This is a genomic window from Xanthomarina sp. F2636L (genome assembly GCF_026410195.1).
GTDB lineage: Bacteria > Bacteroidota > Bacteroidia > Flavobacteriales > Flavobacteriaceae > Xanthomarina.
Window position 1 is genome coordinate 131,457 of the sequence record NZ_JAPMLM010000058.1, and the last position, 19,596, is coordinate 151,052.

The 19,596-nt window shown below is 31.2% G+C and carries 24 protein-coding genes; 17 read left to right on the plus strand and 7 right to left on the minus strand.

All coding sequences use genetic code 11. The features are described from left to right. The first annotated feature begins 35 nt into the window (after positions 1-35). From OS191_RS04375 to OS191_RS04390, 4 genes are all read left to right on the plus strand, one after another. Entirely contained in the window at positions 36-578 is a 543-nt protein-coding gene (locus OS191_RS04375) for a helix-turn-helix domain-containing protein (RefSeq protein ID WP_267154498.1), read from the plus strand. Between the two features lie 25 nt (positions 579-603). Further along, positions 604-1,050, plus strand: coding sequence for a response regulator (locus OS191_RS04380; protein ID WP_267154499.1), 447 nt, complete (start codon positions 604-606; stop codon positions 1,048-1,050). Positions 1,051-1,064: 14 nt separating this feature from the next. Beyond that, entirely contained in the window at positions 1,065-3,659 is a 2,595-nt protein-coding gene (locus OS191_RS04385) for a PAS domain-containing protein (protein WP_267154500.1), read from the plus strand. A 198-nt stretch (positions 3,660-3,857) separates the two neighbouring features. After that, on the plus strand, positions 3,858-4,886 hold the full coding sequence (locus tag OS191_RS04390) for a helix-turn-helix domain-containing protein (RefSeq protein ID WP_267154501.1): 1,029 nt from the start codon (positions 3,858-3,860) through the stop codon (positions 4,884-4,886). 296 nt (positions 4,887-5,182) lie between these two features. Here OS191_RS04390 and OS191_RS04395 read toward each other — a convergent pair whose 3' ends face one another. Next, a complete protein-coding gene (locus tag OS191_RS04395; RefSeq protein ID WP_267154502.1) occupies positions 5,183-5,335 on the minus strand; it encodes a hypothetical protein in 153 nt (50 codons plus the stop codon). Positions 5,336-5,346: 11 nt separating this feature from the next. After that, complete coding sequence (locus OS191_RS04400) at positions 5,347-6,711, minus strand: NAD-dependent succinate-semialdehyde dehydrogenase (RefSeq protein ID WP_267154503.1); 1,365 nt, start codon at positions 6,709-6,711, stop codon at positions 5,347-5,349. Between the two features lie 191 nt (positions 6,712-6,902). Here OS191_RS04400 and OS191_RS04405 point away from each other — a divergent pair, with 191 nt between their 5' ends. The 7 genes from OS191_RS04405 to OS191_RS04435 all read left to right on the plus strand — a co-directional run bounded on the left by OS191_RS04405 (position 6,903) and on the right by OS191_RS04435 (position 10,023). Then, on the plus strand, positions 6,903-7,235 hold the full coding sequence (locus OS191_RS04405) for a YtxH domain-containing protein (protein ID WP_267154504.1): 333 nt from the start codon (positions 6,903-6,905) through the stop codon (positions 7,233-7,235). A gap of 3 nt (positions 7,236-7,238) precedes the next feature. Beyond that, positions 7,239-7,586 (plus strand): hypothetical protein, encoded by a 348-nt coding sequence (locus OS191_RS04410; RefSeq protein WP_267154505.1) that lies wholly within the window; start codon positions 7,239-7,241, stop codon positions 7,584-7,586. Positions 7,587-7,627: 41 nt separating this feature from the next. Next, complete coding sequence (locus OS191_RS04415) at positions 7,628-7,837, plus strand: hypothetical protein (RefSeq protein WP_267154506.1); 210 nt, start codon at positions 7,628-7,630, stop codon at positions 7,835-7,837. Between the two features lie 73 nt (positions 7,838-7,910). Beyond that, positions 7,911-8,345 carry a hemerythrin domain-containing protein gene (locus OS191_RS04420; protein ID WP_267154507.1) on the plus strand — a complete coding sequence of 145 codons (435 nt, stop codon included), beginning with the start codon at positions 7,911-7,913 and terminating at the stop codon, positions 8,343-8,345. Positions 8,346-8,544: 199 nt separating this feature from the next. Beyond that, positions 8,545-8,994: a ferritin-like domain-containing protein gene (locus OS191_RS04425; protein WP_267154508.1), complete on the plus strand. Its 450-nt coding sequence runs from the start codon at positions 8,545-8,547 to the stop codon at positions 8,992-8,994. A gap of 238 nt (positions 8,995-9,232) precedes the next feature. Beyond that, positions 9,233-9,394 carry a DUF1328 family protein gene (locus tag OS191_RS04430; RefSeq protein ID WP_267154509.1) on the plus strand — a complete coding sequence of 54 codons (162 nt, stop codon included), beginning with the start codon at positions 9,233-9,235 and terminating at the stop codon, positions 9,392-9,394. Between the two features lie 305 nt (positions 9,395-9,699). Next, the gene (locus OS191_RS04435) at positions 9,700-10,023 is read left to right on the plus strand and encodes a hypothetical protein (RefSeq protein ID WP_267154510.1); all 324 of its coding nucleotides are present in this window, start codon (positions 9,700-9,702) and stop codon (positions 10,021-10,023) included. Positions 10,024-10,025: 2 nt separating this feature from the next. Here the strand turns inward: OS191_RS04435 and OS191_RS04440 are convergent, their stop codons facing one another. Beyond that, positions 10,026-10,436, minus strand: a complete 411-nt coding sequence (locus OS191_RS04440) for an arsenate reductase family protein (protein ID WP_267154511.1) — start codon at positions 10,434-10,436, stop codon at positions 10,026-10,028. Positions 10,437-10,832: 396 nt separating this feature from the next. Between OS191_RS04440 and OS191_RS15535 the strand changes: the two genes are divergently transcribed. The 3 genes from OS191_RS15535 (at position 10,833) to OS191_RS04455 (ending at position 13,170) form a co-directional block, all read left to right on the plus strand. Beyond that, entirely contained in the window at positions 10,833-11,111 is a 279-nt protein-coding gene (locus OS191_RS15535) for a hypothetical protein (RefSeq protein ID WP_323370050.1), read from the plus strand. A 123-nt stretch (positions 11,112-11,234) separates the two neighbouring features. After that, positions 11,235-12,215 (plus strand): thioredoxin-disulfide reductase, encoded by a 981-nt coding sequence (gene trxB, locus OS191_RS04450; RefSeq protein WP_267154512.1) that lies wholly within the window; start codon positions 11,235-11,237, stop codon positions 12,213-12,215. Positions 12,216-12,372: 157 nt separating this feature from the next. Further along, positions 12,373-13,170 (plus strand): hypothetical protein, encoded by a 798-nt coding sequence (locus OS191_RS04455; protein WP_267154513.1) that lies wholly within the window; start codon positions 12,373-12,375, stop codon positions 13,168-13,170. 78 nt (positions 13,171-13,248) lie between these two features. Here the strand turns inward: OS191_RS04455 and OS191_RS04460 are convergent, their stop codons facing one another. From OS191_RS04460 to OS191_RS04475, 4 genes are all read right to left on the minus strand, one after another. After that, positions 13,249-13,974 carry a head GIN domain-containing protein gene (locus OS191_RS04460; protein WP_267154514.1) on the minus strand — a complete coding sequence of 242 codons (726 nt, stop codon included), beginning with the start codon at positions 13,972-13,974 and terminating at the stop codon, positions 13,249-13,251. A gap of 135 nt (positions 13,975-14,109) precedes the next feature. Beyond that, a complete protein-coding gene (locus OS191_RS04465) occupies positions 14,110-15,882 on the minus strand; it encodes a PspC domain-containing protein (protein WP_267154515.1) in 1,773 nt (590 codons plus the stop codon). Beyond that, a complete protein-coding gene (locus tag OS191_RS04470; protein WP_267154516.1) occupies positions 15,882-16,220 on the minus strand; it encodes a PadR family transcriptional regulator in 339 nt (112 codons plus the stop codon). The genes OS191_RS04465 and OS191_RS04470 overlap by 1 nt, the downstream gene beginning before the upstream one ends. Before the next feature lie 188 nt (positions 16,221-16,408). Next, positions 16,409-16,855, minus strand: a complete 447-nt coding sequence (locus OS191_RS04475) for a DUF4870 domain-containing protein (protein ID WP_267154517.1) — start codon at positions 16,853-16,855, stop codon at positions 16,409-16,411. Between the two features lie 159 nt (positions 16,856-17,014). Between OS191_RS04475 and OS191_RS04480 the strand changes: the two genes are divergently transcribed. The 3 genes from OS191_RS04480 (at position 17,015) to OS191_RS04490 (ending at position 19,585) form a co-directional block, all read left to right on the plus strand. Next, the gene (locus OS191_RS04480) at positions 17,015-18,202 is read left to right on the plus strand and encodes a T9SS C-terminal target domain-containing protein (protein ID WP_267154518.1); all 1,188 of its coding nucleotides are present in this window, start codon (positions 17,015-17,017) and stop codon (positions 18,200-18,202) included. A gap of 64 nt (positions 18,203-18,266) precedes the next feature. Then, positions 18,267-18,722 carry a DUF4442 domain-containing protein gene (locus OS191_RS04485; RefSeq protein WP_267154519.1) on the plus strand — a complete coding sequence of 152 codons (456 nt, stop codon included), beginning with the start codon at positions 18,267-18,269 and terminating at the stop codon, positions 18,720-18,722. A gap of 62 nt (positions 18,723-18,784) precedes the next feature. Beyond that, entirely contained in the window at positions 18,785-19,585 is an 801-nt protein-coding gene (locus OS191_RS04490; protein WP_267154520.1) for a TIGR00266 family protein, read from the plus strand. The last annotated feature ends 11 nt before the right edge of the window (positions 19,586-19,596 follow it).

The window sequence follows — 19,596 nt, forward strand, 5'->3', positions numbered from 1 at the left end:
TCCATAATTAAAAAGATAAAAGAATCCATTTATCAATGACACTATTTGTAAAATACAATTTCGATTTGGTATGTAAGACTCTTTTAAAAGAGCAGTTAGATGCGCTGGATATTTCTTATACCTTGAATAGCTTGGGAGAAATTCAAATTAATGGCGCGTTGTCTCCAGAAAAACTCGAAATATTAACAACATCCTTAAATAAATATGGCATTGAAATTTTAACAAAACAAAAAGTAACCTTAGAAGATAGAATTAAAAATGCCATTGACGATTACTTGAAAAACAAAGAATTTCGAACAGTAAAACTATCAACCTATCTTTCAGATAAATTGCATTATTCTTACGCGCATTTATCCACAATTTTTTCAGAAAACACCTATACATCCATAGAAAATTATATGATTCTTAAGAAAGTAGATCTTGCAAAAGAGTTAATCTGTCATACAGATTTAACTTTAACTGAAATAGCTTTTCGCATAGACTACAGTAGCGTAGCACATTTATCTGGACAGTTTAAAAAAACAACAGGACTTACACCAAGTGCGTTTCAAAGAATTATGAACAACAAAAAACTATAAACCAACAATCAACAAACATAAATAAATGAGTGATAAAACTTTAAGCATAGCCCTGGCAGACGACGATGAAGATGACAGAATGCTATTTAGTGAAGCTATAGACGAAATAGATATTAGTACAAAACTATCGCTCTTTAACCATGGTCAAGAATTGATGGATTACTTAACCTTACCCAATATTGTTCTTCCAAGTCTTATTTTTTTAGATTTGAATATGCCAATCAAAAATGGGCAGCAATGTTTGGTGGAAATTCGTAATAATCCAAAGTTAAAAGATTTGTGTATAGCCATTTATTCAACATCTTCTTCAGAAAAAGATATAGAAGATACTTTCTTAAATGGGGCAAACATTTATGTAAATAAGCCCAATAACTTTAGTAAATTGCGAGAAGTGGTAGAGAAAGTTCTACAACTCAATTGGCAATATCATACATCCAATTTGAATAAAGAAACCTTTCTTTTCCGAATCTAAGACACTATCAAACTATGGATTTTAAGCGTGTTTACACTTCTTCTAAAACGTATATAACTTTATTAGTTGTTGCTTTAGGGATACTTGTTTTTACTGCAGGTATGACCTATAGACAGATAATAAACATGCAAAAATCTTCTGCCTCAGTAAATCACACGCTTCAAGTTTTTAATGGAATAAGTAATTTAACAACTCACTTCTCTCAAGCAGAATCTGAAGAGTTTAGAAATGAATTATTAAAAACAGGTGGTGCCAGTCAAGCTTTTAAAGAATATAAGCAGGAAGGACAAAATATTATTGATAGCTTAAAAGTACTTACTTCAGATGATTCTTTACAAATAGATCGTTTAAATTCATTAAGTGTTTTGTTGGAAAGATTATATTCTCAGCTAGAATTATTAGAAGCAATTGATTATAAAAATACCCAAGAAGCTCATTCTTACAGACAATCGCAAAAAATGAAAGTAAGTGGTACATTGTATCATATACGAGAAGTTAAAAATGAGATGCTTGCAAGTGAGCAAGAGTTAATGCAGAAAAGGAAAAGTACCTATGACTCATATAAGTCTTTGGCACCTTTAACTTTAACTATACTAACGTTTATTGCCATATTGGTATTTGTGCTTTCTTTTATTCGTATTTATAAAAATAAAAAGCGTTTTAGAGAATCCGAAGCATTTTTAAAAAATGTTTTAGGCACAACAGACAATGTGGTTAACTTTTACGAGCCTATTTTCGGTATTCAAGATGAAATAATAGATTTTAAAATTATATATGCTAACGACTGTAATCGGGATTATTTTGGAATAGAACCAGATATTATAGTAGGCCAAACTATTTCAAATGTATTTCCATTCTTAATGGAAAATGGCGAGTTTGAAAAAATGAAAACATGTTTTCTTAATAAAACAAAGGAGATTTCAGACAGACAGATAGTTATTCAGGATAATAACATGTGGTTTCAATCTATTGTAACCCCATTAGCCAATGGGATTTTAGAAACTGCTAGAAATTCTACTGCAGAAGAAGAAGCAAAAGAAGTCCAATTGACATTTAAAAAGAAATTAGAGAAACAAAACCTAAAACTCTTGGATAATAGAGCGTTTTTAGGAAATATCTTTAAAAGTATATCACATATTGTCATGAATTTTAAAAGCATTCGGGATGTTCATGGAAAAATTATTGATTTTAAAATTTTGTTTGTAAACGATAGGATAAACCCAGTAACAGGAGATATTCCTGAAGATTTAAAAAACAAAAAGGTTTCTCAAGTTTTTCCAGATATTTTTGAAAATGGCGTTTTTGAACATTTAGTAAATGCTGTTGAATTAAAAAAATCTGAAGAATATGAAGTGCCACTCGAAAAAAATGGTAAAACCATATGGTTTCATGCCACAGCTATAAAATTAGGAGATGGTGTAACAGTAACTACTAGAGATGTTACTGAAGAAAAAGCAAAAGCAAATCAACTTTTAAAACTAAACGATCAACTTGTAATTAGGAATTCCATTTTAACCGATGCCGAAAGTATAGCCAAAATTGGTAGTTTTCTTTGGTATTTGGATTCTGATATTTCAGAAATGTCTGATAATTACTTTCAAATGTTAGGTTATCAACCCAATGAATTTAAATCTTCGTTTAAAACATATAAAGAATTTATCCACCCGGACGATCTTGAAATGGTTGAAGAAAAATCAGCACAAGCCTTAAAAAGTCTAAAACCTAGTGAATATACATATCGTGTTATTACTAAAAACGGCAATGTAAAACACTTTAAAACCAATGGACAGTTTATAAATAAAAGCAATCAAACTGTTATGATTGGTGTTGTCCAAGACGTTACCCAAAGTATTGTTGCCGAAGAAAAATTACGTAAAAGTAATTTAGAGCTGTTGCAAAGTAATGCCGAATTGGAATCGTTTAACCGTGTTGCCAGTCACGATTTACAAGAACCACTTCGTAAAATACAGTTATTTATTACTAGAATAGAAGACATGGAGTCTGATAGGTTTTCAGACAAAGGAAAAACCTATTTTGAAAAAGTAAAGAATGCAGGAGTACGTATGCAGTCGCTCATTCAAAATTTATTGGCTTACTCTAGAATAGATAGTACTAAAACAGATTTTGAAAAACTAAATTTAAATCATGTATTAGAAAAAGTTACAGAAGACCTTGCCACAAATATTAATGATTACAACGCACACATAAAAATAGATAAGTTACCAGAAATAAAAGGGATCTTTTTTCAAATGGAACAGTTGTTTGCTAATTTAATTTCAAATGCTTTAAAATATAGGAATACGATAGATACTCCAATAATTGAGATTACCTATCAAAACGTATTGGCCACCGAAGTTCCTAAGCCATTTGTTGTTACTGGCAAACAATATCACAAAATCTCAGTTATTGATAATGGTATTGGGTTTGATGATGTCTATGCAGAAAAAATATTTGAAGTCTTCCAGCGCCTACATCAAAAAACCGAATATTCTGGAACGGGAATTGGTTTAGCTATTTGTAAAAAAATAGTTGAAAACCATAGTGGATATATTCATGCCACTGGAAAATTGGGATTAGGTTCTCAATTCATTATTTATTTACCTGCTTAATTATTTAATTATATTTATTGCCTACTGTTCTACTTCAAAAGCACTTTTACACAACGCTTTTAAGCTTATTTAACACACTTTTAACCAAAAACCAATAGTTGTATAACACAATACCAAAATTGTGTAATAGGAAACATCTGTTCTCTCACGACCTTTACCATATCATAAAAACAGACCGTTTAACTTAATCAAATTCCTATGAAAACTGCATATATTGAATCAAATGTTATTAAAGCCATGTTAGAACAATTAAGAGTTCATTTTGGTGGCGAATTGACAAAAGAATTAAAAGAATATACCTTAGAAATTAATAATGACCTAGGGAAAGGTATTATAAAAGGAATGTCTTTAAAAGGAGGTATTTCTTATTTAGAATTTGATATGATTTTTTATCATGATTTGGTATTGGCGATCAATACACCAGAAAAAAATCCAATATATTTTACCTATTGTTCTAAAGGAACATTAACACACAGTTTTGGTGAAGATGGTGAAAAACGTCAATTAGAAAGATATCAAACCGGAATTTTAACTAGTCAGAACCATAACGAGAATGTGCTGTATTTTAAGAAAGATGAAGAATTAAAAACTACATTAATTACTGTGCAAACTGGAAAAAAAGGTGATATTCCTGGAGCCAATGGTTTAAAGGATATGTTACGAGAAACTTTTATTTCTGAAAACCCATCGGGTAACTTTATATATGTAGGATCACATAATTTGAAAATTGCCGAAAAAATTGAACAATTAAATGCCATATCACAAAAGGGTATTGTAAGAAGTCTTCTAATTCAAGGTCTAGTTCATGTTATTTTAGCATTAGAAATTCAACAACATAAAGATGATCTTAAAAACGATAATCTTCAAACAGGGTCTTTAACCCGAAGAGATATGGATACCATTCAAGAAGTAAGTCAGTTTATTAATGAGAATTCTGAATCTCAAATAACCATTTCGCAACTTTATAGTCAATTCGGACTCTCTCCTTCAAAACTTCAAGAAGGATTTAAATTAATGCATGGCCATACAGTTACCGAATATATTAGAGAGGTACGTATTAAAAAAGCCGAAGAACTTATAAAAAATACAGATATGAATATCTCAGAAGTGGTTTATACCATTGGATTAACAAGTAGAAGTTATTTCTCTAAAATTTTTAAAGAAAAGTATAACTGTAGTCCAAAAGACTACAAATTTGCACAACGTTCAGTAGCAATGTCTGCCTAATTCTCGATTAGGATTTAAATAATAAATTATTGAATATTCTCTTGCTATAAAATTATATAAATACAAGAATACCATTTTAAAAAACCCAACAATTGTTGGGTTTTTTGGTACTTAAAACAAGGTGTTTTAAATTAAATTTTAATGTATTAACTAATTGGCTATTCGCAAAAAAACTATTAGTGGTCTTTGTGCAAAATAGCAACTTTGAAAAAAACCATGTTTCTTTCTGTATCGTTTTAGAACTTTACAAAATGAAACATGGCTTTATATGTCTGATTTTTAATTAAAACAAAACCTTAAAACCATTTAAAATATAAGCCAGAAGCCACTACAGCTATAGCTAATATTACTAGGATTAAAACAATAAATGTGGCTCCAAATCTGGTTTTTTTATCGTCTTGTAATAAATAATCTTTAGTTTCTGAATCTTCATCTTTAATAATAGGCATACGTTTTAGTTTTAAAGGTTAATATATACTGTTTTTTTGTTTACAAATTCATGAATCCCTTCTATTGAAAGTTCTCTTCCAAATCCAGAAGTTTTGGTGCCTCCAAAAGGCAATCTAGGATCCGATTTTACAAGTTCGTTTATAAAAAAGGCTCCATCTTCAATTTGTAAAATATGTTTTCTGGCTTCTTTAATATTTTCAGTAAAAACCATGGTTCCTAAACCAAATTTTGAATTGCTGGCAGTTTTATAAGCTTCCTCATTATTTTTTACTTTAATAATGGCTGCAACCGGACCAAAAGTTTCATCATCGAAAACAGGCATTCCAGGTTTTACATGGGTTAGAATGGTTGGTTCAAAATAGGCCTTATCTTTTTTATTTCCTATTAAGGTTTTTGCTCCTTTTTTAATAGAATCATTTACTTGCTTATTTAAGATTTCAGCTAGATCCTCTCTCGCTAAAACACTTAATTGTGTAGCTTCTTCCATTGGGTCTCCAACTATAATTGCTTCCACTTCCGCCTTAAATTTCTGTAAAAACTCTTCGTAAATAGTTTCTACAACTATAAAGCGTTTGGCTGCAATACAACTTTGTCCAGTATTTTGCATTCTGGCATTAACTATGGTATCAATGTGTTTTTCTAAGTTTGCATCATCTAAAACCACACAAGCATTATTTCCTCCAAGTTCTAAAACCAATTTTTTAAGGTTCTTTCCAGCGACTTCAGCAATATGTTTTCCTGCCTTTTCACTTCCTGTCAGAGAAACAGCCTTAATTCTAGGGTCTGCAATAATTTGATCTATTTGTTCATGATTTACAATAAGTGTTTGAAAACACCCTTTTGGAAATCCACTGTCTTCAAATAAATCTTGAATAGCTAAGGCACACCCTGTAACATTACTGGCATGTTTTAATAGGATTGTGTTTCCTGCTGTTATAGTTGGTATAGCAAATCTAAGTACTTGCCAAAATGGATAATTCCATGGCATAACTCCTAAAATACAACCTAATGGATCGTAGCTTATAAAACTTTCCATTGCATCGGTTTCAATAAGTTCGTCTGCCAAAAATTGATCAGCGTTCTTAGCAAAAAAATCGACTAAATATGCGCATTTTTCAATTTCAGACTTACTTTGAGAAATAGGTTTTCCCATTTCTTGAGTCATTAATTCACTATAAATTTGCTTATTCTTTATTAAGTTTTTAGAAAGTTTTTTTAAAAGTTTTGTACGTTCAGGAATTTCTAAATGTTTCCAAGTCTCAAAAGTTTTTTCAGCTTGATCTAGATAGCTTTCTAACATCGCTTTCGAAAACTGTGTGTAGCTTTTAATATGTGTTCCATTATATGGGTTTGTAGTTGTAATTTCTGAAGACATAATCTTTATTTTTTATGTGAACTAAATGTAATTCTTTAAACATTTACGGCTTGACCTATTCCATAAAACAATTAACTCTATAAGGTATTTCGGATTAGGTCAATAATTTAATTTTTAGCGATAATAGTCACGGTAAGTTTTTCGGATATTTGATTTATAACAAAAATGTTTAACTAAAAATATATTATATCATGACAAATAATGGAAGTACAGGATTAGGAGTTTTAATTGGAGCAGCAGCAGGTGCTGTGTTAGGAATTTTATTTGCTCCTGAGAAAGGAAGTGTAACTAGACAGCGTATTGCTGATCAGGCAGACTTGCAAAGAGAGAAATTAACTTCAACTGCAGCCGATTTAAGAGATAAAATTGCACATACAGTAAGTGCAGAAGCAAATACTTTAGAAGGTAAAGTAGAGTCGATAGTATCTGATGCAAGTTATAAAGCTGAAGACGTGATTTCGACTCTTGAAGCCAAACTAAAAGATTTGAAAGCTAAAAATAAAAAATATCAAAAAGCATCATAAATTATGAACGTTTTTGAATCTATAGGAGATACTACAGATAAAGCTACAGATATTGGTGAGATGTATATTAAATCGTCTCACCAATACCTGAAGTTGAAAATATTTCAGCAGTTAACCTTGTCAGTTAGTATGATTACCAAGCTAGTTGCCATTAGTTTATTTGTGTTTCTTGGACTTATTTTTTGTGCAGTTGCTGCAGCCATGGCTATTGGAGATGCTTTAGAAAATCTACTTTTAGGTTATCTAATAGTAGGCTTATTATTCATGCTTATTGGTGTTTTAATCTATTTAGGTAGAACAACTATCAATAAGATAGTAATCCAAAAAATGGGTTCTAAATTCTTCTCCTAAAAAATAAATTTTTATACAAATTTTGAAAAACATATTAATTTATGAAACCAACTTACACAAACTTTGAACAGATTGAAACCGATCTAAAGCGTTTATATTTAGAACGTAAAGTAGCCTGGGAAGAACTAAAGTTATTAAAAACGGAGTTCAAAGAAAGTTTTAGACCTTTTAATTGGGTGGAGCCCATTATTAAAGGAGCAAGTAAATATGGTGTATTTGTGTTGTTAAGAAAATTTTTCTTAAAACGCTGATGCATCATTAATATGTTCTAAAGCGATTTGGTTTTAAATAAACCAACTATAAATCTAACTAAAAAACAAAACAATGAATATTTTTGAAGCCATAAGAGAAGATCACGATACACAACGAGATTTATTAAGTAAACTTGTTGAAACTTCTGGTGATACTAAAAAAAGAAACGAGCTTTTTAAAGCCGTAAAAAAACAGCTTGAAGTCCATGCAGACGCCGAGGAACGTCATTTTTACAAACCTTTAATAAGTAGCGATATGATGCAGGAACATGCCAGACATGGTATTGCAGAACATCATGAAATAGACGAGCTTATTGAACAATTAGAAGAAACAGATTACGATTCTTCTGCATGGTTAAAAATAGCAAAAAATTTAAAACATAAAGTAGAACACCATTTAGAAGATGAAGAACATTCATTTTTTCAAATGGCAGGAAAAGTGTTTAATAAAACACAAAAAACAGCACTTGCAAAAGATTATCAAAAGTATATGAAATCAAATTTGTAATTTTCCCCACATTTCTACAAGTTTTACTCTTCCAAATTCATTGCGTTAACTTTTATTTTTTTCGCATTAATCCAAACCAGTTTCTTATCGTAATTTTATAATAATAATGAATCAGCGTTTTGATTAATCAGAACGTAAGGATGTAAAACAGCAAGCATCTTTGTAAAAAAATTGCTCGAAACTTTAAATACATATTATTATGAATTCATACACAGAAGAAGTGGGAAACAAGTTAAATGCCTTGTTAGAAAAGAACTATGATGCCGAGAAAGGTTATAAAAAAGCAGCTGAACACACAGAACATACAGCTTTAAAAAACTATTTTAACCGTAAAGCTGCAGAGCGTTATGATTTTGGACATCAGTTAAAATCTGAAATTAGAAACTTTGGCGAAAAACCAGAGGAGAGTGGAAGTATAACTGGAACAGCACACAGAACCTGGATGGATGTAAAAGCCATTTTTTCGGCAGATAACGAAGAGTCTATGTTGGAAGAAGCCATTAGAGGTGAAAAAGCTTCCGTTGAAGAATATAACGAAGTTTTAAACGAAACAAGTTTACCAACAACAACTAGAGATCTTGTGTTCAATCAAAAAAACACTATTTCTCAGGAGTTGAATACCATTAAACGCTTGGAAGATATTAAATAATATCTCCATTTAATTGATTTGGAAAATGGACTCTTTATTAAAAGAGTCCATTTTTTATTGGTATTAAACAAGATATATGGAACAAAAAGTAGCAAATTAGAAATGATAAACTTCAAATAAACGATTTGAGTTAAAGGCTGTTTCGATAGAGCAAAACACAACTAAAATATATAGCGATATTTATATTATAGAAATCTGATAGTCAGATATCTAATAGTTAACCTTAAAAACAAACACTATGTTACGTTGGACAATCACATTTATAATCGTTGCAGTTATCGCAGGAATTTTAGGATTTGGTGGTATTGCTGGAGCCGCAGCAGGAATTGCTAAAATACTATTCTTCATTTTTATAGTATTATTTATCATCTCATTATTTATGGGAAAGAAAAAAATCTAGAACAAAAAATAAACACTAACACTTAAAACCATTTATCATGAAAAAATTATTTTATGTATTTCTCTTTTCATTCACTATGTCCTTGGTTCTGCCAAGTTGTAGAGAGAAAAAAAACGACAGTATTGAAGACGTTGCCGACGATGTAGGAGATGCAGTAGATGACGCTGCAGATGAAGTAGAAGACGCATTTGATTAATAAAAACACTTACTATTAGTTAGTTAAAATTAGTTAGTTGGTTTGTAGTTAAAGGCAGATAAGCATCTTTAAAAGCTCATCTGCCTTTTTTAATTTAAAACAAAGTATTATGACACAGGATAGAAACGAATTAGACCTTATAAAAAAGTATCAAGACAAAGGGTATACCAGTAATTTTAAATGCGAAAATGGCTCTATAATAGAGCTTAAAACAAAAAAGGAATATCTGCCTAAACAAATTATTATTGAAAGAGAACATAGATTTGAAGGGATGAGTAATCCATCAGACATGTCCATTTTATATGTTATTAAGACTGACGATGGTGCCAAAGGAATGGTAACAGCAAATTATGGTGTAAATAGCGATACGGATACGAATGAATTCTTTAAAAGCATTCCTAAAGAAAACGATCATTCTAATAAAAATATTTGATGTTATTTTTTAGAACGAGTATCTATAGAAGTGTCTTCTTTTTCTAAATGTTTAGAAATTTCTGAAGGTGTTTCAATAAGATGATAATTGTTACCATCAATTAAAATTGGGCATCGCAACGTTTCTGGGTGGTTTTGTAATACTTTTATCCAATCTTCTTTATCTAACGTAATTCCAGAATCGTAATGATCTTTAAAGTTAGGATGATCTTGATTTACAAGTTTAGAAAGTATGGTATGTAAGTTTTCTGAAATTTCCAACCATTGCATTCCTGTTACTTTAGTTTTAGAAATATCTATAGCTAAAATCTTCTTTTTAGAGGCTTGTAAATAGCCATAAGCTTGCTTTCCTAAGGAATTCTCCGAGTGGTAATAAAGTATAATTTTTCTTTTATCTGTTGCAATTGTTCCCATAATAATTTCTTTTAAAGAATAAATCTAACTTTTTTAAATACGACTTACTAACTGTAAAAAATATATTATTAATTCATATAAAAATGACTTAAAGATCTAAAAACAATGACAGAATTCTTTAAACAAAACAAGCGAGCCATTTCTGGAGGATTAATTGCGTTTATATTAATTAGTATCAGTGTTTTTTTTTATTGGGAAATATTTCTGGATATGAAGCAAGACAATTATTAAGCTCTTCTTTAATGGGAATTAATATGTTGTGTAATACCATTATTTTGGCTTCAGCTACTATTCTGGCTTTACTTTTAACCTTATTGGGAATAAGTTCTTTACAAAATATAAATTAAAAGATAGTCATTATTTAGAAGTTATGAGTATTGCCAAATAGACACTTTTTTGTTTATTATCACTCTTGTTTTATTTCAGGTATTCAACATTCCAATTACAGAATCAGACAATGTGCCAACACTTTGGTTTAAATCTATTTATTGGGCAACTTTAATTATATCTTCTATGTTAAGCGGGATAATGGTAATCGTAATTTTAATGCTGTACAATACGGTAAGCAATATCATTCTTATAGTAGGCTTAAAACAAGATCACCCACTTCTACATAACGAACAAGAACAAGCTAAAAAAGATCAAGAAAGCTTAGAAGAAGAAAATAAGTTATAAATTTAATATAGGTGAAAGATTAAAATAAAGGAAGCTTATAGAATGATAATAACTTTTAATAAATTTCAAGATAGGTTTCTTTTTAAAATCTCTATTTTTGCATAAATAAAATACAATTGTATTATGTCTGAAAAAATAGAAAAAGTAAAGTGTTTAATTATAGGGTCTGGACCTGCAGGATATACTGCAGCCATATATGCTGCCAGAGCAAATATGAAACCTGTTTTATATCAAGGAACACAACCAGGGGGACAATTAACCACAACCAATGAAGTAGAGAACTTTCCAGGTTATCCAGATGGTATAACAGGACCAGAAATGATGATTGAACTACAAAAACAAGCCGAGCGTTTTGATACAGAAGTACGTGATGGCTGGGTAACTAAAGTTGATTTTTCAGGAGATATACATAAAGTTTGGGTAAACGATACTAAAGAAATTCATTGCGATACTGTTATTATTTCAACAGGAGCTTCTGCCATGTATTTAGGTTTAGATTCTGAACAAAAATATTTAAAATTAGGTGGAGGAGTATCAGCTTGTGCCGTTTGCGATGGCTTCTTTTATAGAAATCAGGAAGTAGTTATTGTTGGAGCAGGAGATTCCGCTTGCGAAGAAGCACATTATCTCTCTAAACTTTGTAAAAAAGTAACCATGTTGGTAAGACGTGACGAGTTTAGAGCATCTAAAATTATGGCCGCTCGTGTACAGAACACAGAAAATATTGAGATTTTATATAATACAGAAACTGAAGAAGTTTTAGGAGATGGACAAGTAGTTACTGGTGTTCGTGTCTATAACAATCAAACCAATGAAAAACACGACATTCCTGCAACTGGGTTTTTTGTGGCTATTGGACATAAACCAAATACAGATATTTTTAAAGACTTTTTAGACTTAGACGAGACAGGATACATTATTAATGTTCCTGGAACTTCTAAAACAAATGTAGAAGGTGTTTTTGTTTCTGGAGATGCAGCAGACCATGTGTACAGACAAGCTGTTACTGCAGCAGGAACGGGATGTATGGCTGCTTTAGATGCAGAACGATGGTTGGCATCAAAAGACTCTGCGTTTGAAGTATCTACTTCTAACTATAATTAATAAGAATTCTAAGATAATTGAAAATCCGAAAGCGAAAGTTTTCGGGTTTTTTGTTTTTAAGAACTTTGGAAAATTTAATTTATGTTTCAGAAAAACAACTGAAAACGTATATCTTAGTTTTTAATAACAATTTACCTAAATGTTGAATAGAAAAAATATGTTAAAAATAATCATCTTCTTTTTGATAACAAGTAATTTGTCGGCTCAACAATGTGAATATCAAGACTATTTTCTTTTAGCTGATTCTGCTACTAAAGATTATGCAGATAAGAATTATAAAGAAGCTGGAAAAACATTAAAACTCGCTTTTTCAAAAGTTGAATTTCCATTGGGAGACGAATTAAGTATGGCTTTTTCAGTTGCTCAAAAGACTAAAGATTATGAATGGGCTGAAGTGATTGCTATTCAGTTAGCTAAAGGAGGAGTTCCTTTAAGGTATTTTAGTAATTATAAACAATCCAAATGGTATGACAGATTTAGTTCAGATTTTGAAAGTTACACAAAATATTATAACGAAAACTTTAGATCTGAATTAAGAGAGAGATTGAATTCTTTAATTGATATAGACAAGGAATTTACTGCCAATTTAATGGAATGGCACAATGGTGAAATTGAATTAACTGCTGAAGATGCCTATCAGGAAGCTAATTCAATTTTGGCTGAGTTTAAAGCAATAATTGAAACTTATGGTTTTCCTACTGAGAGACTAATGGGTTATAACTATGTTAGAAGGTTAAATAGAGTAGAGTATTATAAAACAAGCATACTAATGATTCATTTGTATAAATATGGGGAATTAGTATACGTAAATGAAATTCCTCAGTTAATTTGTGATGGAATACTACATCCAAATTTACAGCAGACATTGAACAATGTTCGTGGATTTGGTAATAGTACTGGAATTGAACAAGAAATGAAGGTTAGGTTCGAAAAATATAGTAAGGTAAAAGAGTAAATATTATAAATACAAAAACCATCATAATCTTTGACACTTAAAGATTACGATGATTTTCACTTTGGTTGAATTAGAATATTATTGTTTTTTTATAGAACCAGAAACACCATCACTCTTTTCAAGAATTTCAGGATTTCCTAGATATCTAATATCGCCTCCACTAGTTGCTTTAGCAATTAGCTTCGAAGTGTTAACAACAATATCTGCACCACTTGTAGCTTTTATTTGCGCGCTTTCAGTTATCATATTATCTGCTTCTATGGCGCTACCACTTGTAGCTTCAGCAATAAAATTATCTGTTTTACCTGTTAATTCTATATCGCTACCACTTGTAGAATAACAAGTAATAGATTTAGATTCTATATGTAACTCCATATCACTTCCACTAGTTGCTTTTAGTTCAATTTCGTCTGTATAAATGGTGTTTGTTGAAAATACATCGCTACCACTTGTGGATTTAATAGCATGTAGGTTTTTAAAATTCAACATGATTTTTTTTGAAGTTGATCTCCCAATATTTTCAGTTGCTGAAATAAGAAGTACATCGTTTTCAATACTTGTAGTAATAATCTCGTGAAGATTTTCGTCTGCTTCAACCGTTAAGCTTTCGGTATCGCTTTGGGTTAAGTATAAATCTAATCCTCTGCTTACCTTTACAGAATTGAAAGACCCTTCTAGAGTTCTTTCTTTGGTGATGACTTCTCCATTTCCATTAATTCCCATCCCAAAATTTCCGTCGAAATTACAGGACATCATAACGATAGCCATGATAATGGATGCTAAAACTTTTGTTAGTGTGTTCATAATTGTTAGTTTTTTGATGTATCCTCCAGAGCTTTTAGCTTAGGAGGATAGATGATTAGTTATTCAAAGGTTAATTATTATTACCAGTTTAGAAATAAAATATTCTTGAACTGTTAATATTGCTAGATGAATTGATTAGTTTCCATCTGATGTAATGTTGATGCCGTTTTCGTCTATATCAACTCGAACACTTTCACTCTCGGCTTTCACACCTTTATCGTTAATTTCCAAACTAGAATCTCTTGATTTAATATCGATTCCTTGATCGTTTATTTTTACTCTAGACTTATTGTTATTGATATCGATATCCATGTTAAATTCTCCCGGACACTCTTCGCAAATAATGCGATTATCCATTATTTTTAGTAAGTAACCTTCCATACCATTGTCTAGAATGTCATTATAACGACTGGTATTACTATGAAAACTAGATGTGTTTTCGTCTGCAATTAACATGGTTCCTTCAGGTAGATAAAGAATGATTTCTATTTCCTGATCGCTAAATTTATTCTCATATTCGGTTGTTAAATAGGAATCAAGTCTCAATTCATTATTTCTCAAAGCATAGTTATAATGAATGTTTTTAGCGCGTTCTTTTGCCTGTTGGTAGCTGCTGCCTTCAGCACTTCTTTCAATATTAATAGAAGCTAAGCTATCTTTTGTAGATCTTACTATAAGTCTCACATCTGAAGAAAAAATTATTTTTTCGTCATCTTCATTATAAACCAACTTAAATCCACCACTTCTATTAATGTACTTTTTGTAAGAATCCTTACCATACATTTTCAGGTTTAAGGTGTCGTTTGCTGTAATGTTTAGGCTTACTTTCTCAGTAACACTAGCATCAAAAGCATGTTCGCTAGCTTGTTTTACGCCAATAACAATTAAGCTTATTAGTGCTAATAACCAAACCCCTAATAGTGAGAATTTTGCAATGTTTCCAATAGATTTCAGGTTATTCACTAGAATCTTCAGACCTAAATAGAATACAAAGAAAAATGGAACTCCAATAGCAAAGAACAGTAATAAAGATACTAACCAAACGGGAGTGTTTGCTGCATTGGCTGCATCGATAAAGTCAATTCCAGGGACTTTGATAATGTCTGCAACACCTACGGATAAAAAGCCAATAATTAAACCAATTAAAGTGGATGCACCAACAATTATTAATATAATTCCAATAAACTTTGCGAAAATATTAAGAAAAAACATAAGGATATCTCCAATAGTATCGAAAAAGGATTTAGAACTGGATTTTATCTTGTTGCTCTGTTTTGATACATCTATGTTTTTTACCGTATCTGAAACGGTTTGGGAAACATTTTCAAATCCGTCTTTAATTTTTTTTTCAATATTACTAATGTTCACCGGCTCTCCCGTCATAGTTAGCTTATCTGCTGTGCTTAAAGCTTCTGGAACCAAGATCCAGAATAACATATAGATAAAAATGAAAGTACCACCAGAACCAATAGCTAGAAAAATCCAAAGTAATCGAACCCAAAGTGCGTCAATTCCTAAATAATGCCCAAGTCCAGACGCTACACCACCTATATAAGAGTTGTCTGTATCTCTAAATAGTTTTTTTGAACGTCCAGAAGACTTGCTTTTGTAAGAAGATTTTGGCTCGTCCTCAAAGATTTCATCATCTACCAAATAATCCTCAGGTTGCCCCATGATGGTTATCACATCGTCAACTTCTTTGTTTCCAATAACTTGTTTTTCGTGTTTTACACGTTCGGTAAAAAGTTCGGCAATTCTTGCTTCTATATCTGCAATAATTTCAGAGCGTCCTTGAGAGTCTGTAAATGAACGTTTTATAGCCTCAAGATAGCGTTGTAGTTTTAAGTATGCATCTTCATCAATATGGAAAAAGATACCTGCTAAATTTATGTTGACTGTTTTATTCATTATTTCGTGTTTTTTTGTCTGGTTACTATATTAACTGCATTTTGTAATTCACTCCAAGTGGAGTTTAATTCCTTTAGAAACAATTTTCCTGTTTCGGTAAGACCATAATATTTTCTTGGTGGTCCTGAGGTAGATTCTTCCCATCTATAATTGAGAAGTCCAGCGTTTTTAAGTCGTGTTAGTAAAGGATAAATAGTTCCTTCTACCACTAACAACTTGGCATCTTTTAAAGTTCCTAAAATTTCTGCAACATAGGCGTCCTCATCTTTCAGGACAGACAATATGCAGTATTCAAGGACCCCTTTTCTCATTTGTGCCTTTGTGTTTTCAATTTTCATAAGTCTTTACTATTGTTTTTTAAAGGTCTTATGCAATTCGCATAATAGACATTTAGATTGATTGATGTTTTTTTGATTTGCTTGTGTCATTCTCTAAGCTTTTTTGATTTTTTTTAACTGTTCGTTTTTTGATTGTTGATTTTCTCCAACATGTTGTATGGTTGATTCACGAGGGAGGATTGATGAATTTATTTTAAAAAGTTAATTGCTAATGGATACTTATAATATTCTCCTTCTTTTGCAGCTAAACCGGCCTTAACTATAAAAACCAATTCTAAGATAAAACCTACTACTGCAATAAACCCTAGACCACCCGATATATAAAGTAGAGGTGAAGGCTTTGTTAAGCTAATATGTATGCTGTTAAAGGCATCGATATCTAAAAAGTTAAATCCATTAAAAAGGTTAAATACAAATAACGGAATAGTTATCATGCCTAGAATAATAGCATATAACAAAATGCTTAATTGAAAATTAAGCGCTTGTTTGCCATGAGCATCTATAAAATCTGATTTTTCCTTGTTAGCAACCCATAATATAATAGGTCCAATAAAATTCCCTAATGGAAAAAAGAACCTTGAGAAGGTTGATAAGTGAATAAATGTGGCGATGTTTTTATGGTTTTTATCTATCATTATATAAAGCGTATAATAGTTGCTTATGCAAATATATATCTTTAAAAAGGTATTATGCAATACAAAGTACTAAAAATTAACAAAAAATTAACAAATTTAAATTCAGTAATTTTTAATAAATTGGGTGTTAAATAAATTAATACTATTTATATTTAAAATATGATAAAGAAGTTGACCTATGTTGCCTTATTAATGTGTTCAAGTTGTTTTTCTCAATCTTATCCTGTTGAAGAAAACATCATGAAAACTACATGGAAAGCCTATGAGATACCCGATAATGACCCAGTTTATTTAGAGCCTTTTACAAACACGTTTGGGAAGCAAGTAACTAGAGTAAGCGATGTTACTATTATAGGAGAGGACTCTAAACAAATGAGACACCATTATAGTGTAGACTCTCCGTGGAATAGCGATGAAACCTATATAAAACTCTCCGGATATCCTGCAGCTATTTTAGATGGTAGCACTTACAAATTTATTAAATGGGCAGATATTCCGGCTTCTGCAACATGGGCAAATACAAAACCTAATGTTATGTATGGTGTTACAAAAAATAAATTAGTTTCTTATAATATTGTTATTAATACCATTCAAACTCTTCATACGTTTAGTGATTTTGAAAAAATTAGTTACGGTTTTAATAAAGGGAATATGTCTTATGATGATAGGTATATTGGACTTATTGGTAAAAATGGAAACGATTTAACCTTAATCGTATTCAATTTAGAGAACGGTCAAATTGAAGGAACTGATTATATAGGTGATATTAAATTAGCCTGGTTTTCAGTTAGTCCTTTAGGTAATTATGCGGTTGCTACTTTTGGAGAAGATGGCTCTTTGCCAAATCAAGGCATCAAAGCATATGATATTGATATGACTAACAAAAGACATATAAATAATTATAGTACTCATTCAGATTTAGGGATTGATGCCGAAGGAAATGAGGTCTATGTAGCTTTTGGAGATGAAACAACTAGGCCTAATGGTTATTTTATGAAAATGGTAAGACTGTCAGATGGATTAACAACTCCGCTTTTTAATTACACCATAGATAATGGCGTTTGGAATGGACATATTAGCTGTAGAAATATTAATAGACCAGGTTGGGCTTATGTTAGCGAAGGTTGTTGTGAAACCATTGGAAAAAAAGAACTCTTTGCAATTAAATTAGATTCAAGCAATACTATAGAGCGTTTTGGTTTGCATCATGCTATGTATCATGATGGATATCAGCAACAACCACAAGCCGTCCCAAATAGGGATGGAACAAAAATTATGTTTGCTAGTAGCTGGAATGGTTTGTTTACTACCCGGTTTCCTCCAGCTTTTATAGTTGAAAAAAAATAACAAGTTACATGCAGATAATTTTTTTATTACCTGAAATTATTTGTTTTAATAATGACATTTTAAAATGAAAATATCCCCAAAAAAACTCAATGCCTTTTTATTGTTCAAGCTTCCTTCTGCTTATTTTACAGGGGTAAGGACAAAATATATTGATAAAGAAAAGTGTATCGTGACAGTAAAACATAGATGGGTTAACCAAAACCCATTTAATTCCATGTTTTGGGCGGTTCAAGGAATGGCTGCCGAATTAACTACTGGAGCTTTAGTAATGCAACAAATAAAAGCTAGTGGAAAAAATATTTCTATGCTTGTAGCCAATAATAGGGCATCTTTTGTGAAAAAAGCAACTGGTAGAATTACTTTTGTTTGCAATGAAGGAGCACAAGTAGAAGAAACTATAAAAAAAGCCATCGAAACAGGTGAAGGACAAACGCTTTGGATGCGTGCAAATGGAGTTAATACTGAAGGTGTTGAGGTATCAAATTTTGAATTCGAATGGACGCTTAAAGTAAAAAGTTAAATTAGATTGTAACAATTTTTAATTTATTTCAACTTATAAATAAATCAGTAAAAGATAATAATATGATAGCACACGAGATAGATTATAAGATTTATGGCGAAGAAATGCAGTTTGTGGAAATAGAGCTTGATCCACAAGAAGGCGTTGTAGCTGAAGCTGGTAGCTTTATGATGATGGACGATGGCATTAAGATGGAAACTATTTTTGGCGATGGATCATCTAAGAATAAAGGGTTTCTAGATTCTATTCTAGGTGCTGGAAAACGTATTTTAACAGGCGAGAGTTTGTTTATAACAGCTTTTTATAACAATCTTTCGGGTAAACGTAAAGTAAGCTTTGCCTCTCCTTATCCAGGGAAAATAATCCCAATAGATTTAACAGCATTTAATAGCAAGTTTATCTGTCAGAAAGATGCTTTTTTATGTGCAGCAAAAGGTGTAAGTATAGGCATCGAGTTTAGTAAAAAACTAGGTCGAGGTCTATTTGGTGGAGAAGGTTTTATCATGCAAAAATTAGAAGGTAATGGTATGGCTTTCGTGCATGCTGGAGGAACCATGGTGAAAAAAGAATTAAAACAAGGTGAAATTCTTAGAGTTGATACAGGTTGCATCATTGGCTTTACACAAAATATAGATTACGATATAGAATTTGTTGGAGGTAATAGAAATACCGTGTTTGGTGGAGAAGGCTTGTTTTTCGCTAAGCTTCAAGGGCCAGGAACTGTTTTTATACAATCTTTACCGTTTAGCAGATTAGCAGGACGTGTTTTGGCTTCTGCTCCAAAAGGAGGAGGGAAAGATAAAGGGGAAGGCAGTATCCTTGGTGGTTTGGGAGATCTGTTAGATGGCGATAATAGATTTTAACATCAATTCTG

Coding starts and splice junctions, on each gene's coding strand:
- OS191_RS04375 (WP_267154498.1), top strand. CDS start 36: ATGACACTATTTGTAAAATACAATTTCGATTTGGTATGTAAGACTCTT.
- OS191_RS04380 (WP_267154499.1), top strand. CDS start 604: ATGAGTGATAAAACTTTAAGCATAGCCCTGGCAGACGACGATGAAGAT.
- OS191_RS04385 (WP_267154500.1), top strand. CDS start 1,065: ATGGATTTTAAGCGTGTTTACACTTCTTCTAAAACGTATATAACTTTA.
- OS191_RS04390 (WP_267154501.1), top strand. CDS start 3,858: ATGAAAACTGCATATATTGAATCAAATGTTATTAAAGCCATGTTAGAA.
- OS191_RS04395 (WP_267154502.1), bottom strand. CDS start 5,335: ATGCCTATTATTAAAGATGAAGATTCAGAAACTAAAGATTATTTATTA.
- OS191_RS04400 (WP_267154503.1), bottom strand. CDS start 6,711: ATGTCTTCAGAAATTACAACTACAAACCCATATAATGGAACACATATT.
- OS191_RS04405 (WP_267154504.1), top strand. CDS start 6,903: ATGACAAATAATGGAAGTACAGGATTAGGAGTTTTAATTGGAGCAGCA.
- OS191_RS04410 (WP_267154505.1), top strand. CDS start 7,239: ATGAACGTTTTTGAATCTATAGGAGATACTACAGATAAAGCTACAGAT.
- OS191_RS04415 (WP_267154506.1), top strand. CDS start 7,628: ATGAAACCAACTTACACAAACTTTGAACAGATTGAAACCGATCTAAAG.
- OS191_RS04420 (WP_267154507.1), top strand. CDS start 7,911: ATGAATATTTTTGAAGCCATAAGAGAAGATCACGATACACAACGAGAT.
- OS191_RS04425 (WP_267154508.1), top strand. CDS start 8,545: ATGAATTCATACACAGAAGAAGTGGGAAACAAGTTAAATGCCTTGTTA.
- OS191_RS04430 (WP_267154509.1), top strand. CDS start 9,233: ATGTTACGTTGGACAATCACATTTATAATCGTTGCAGTTATCGCAGGA.
- OS191_RS04435 (WP_267154510.1), top strand. CDS start 9,700: ATGACACAGGATAGAAACGAATTAGACCTTATAAAAAAGTATCAAGAC.
- OS191_RS04440 (WP_267154511.1), bottom strand. CDS start 10,436: ATGGGAACAATTGCAACAGATAAAAGAAAAATTATACTTTATTACCAC.
- trxB (WP_267154512.1), top strand. CDS start 11,235: ATGTCTGAAAAAATAGAAAAAGTAAAGTGTTTAATTATAGGGTCTGGA.
- OS191_RS04455 (WP_267154513.1), top strand. CDS start 12,373: ATGTTAAAAATAATCATCTTCTTTTTGATAACAAGTAATTTGTCGGCT.
- OS191_RS04460 (WP_267154514.1), bottom strand. CDS start 13,974: ATGAACACACTAACAAAAGTTTTAGCATCCATTATCATGGCTATCGTT.
- OS191_RS04465 (WP_267154515.1), bottom strand. CDS start 15,882: ATGAATAAAACAGTCAACATAAATTTAGCAGGTATCTTTTTCCATATT.
- OS191_RS04470 (WP_267154516.1), bottom strand. CDS start 16,220: ATGAAAATTGAAAACACAAAGGCACAAATGAGAAAAGGGGTCCTTGAA.
- OS191_RS04475 (WP_267154517.1), bottom strand. CDS start 16,855: ATGATAGATAAAAACCATAAAAACATCGCCACATTTATTCACTTATCA.
- OS191_RS04480 (WP_267154518.1), top strand. CDS start 17,015: ATGATAAAGAAGTTGACCTATGTTGCCTTATTAATGTGTTCAAGTTGT.
- OS191_RS04485 (WP_267154519.1), top strand. CDS start 18,267: ATGAAAATATCCCCAAAAAAACTCAATGCCTTTTTATTGTTCAAGCTT.
- OS191_RS04490 (WP_267154520.1), top strand. CDS start 18,785: ATGATAGCACACGAGATAGATTATAAGATTTATGGCGAAGAAATGCAG.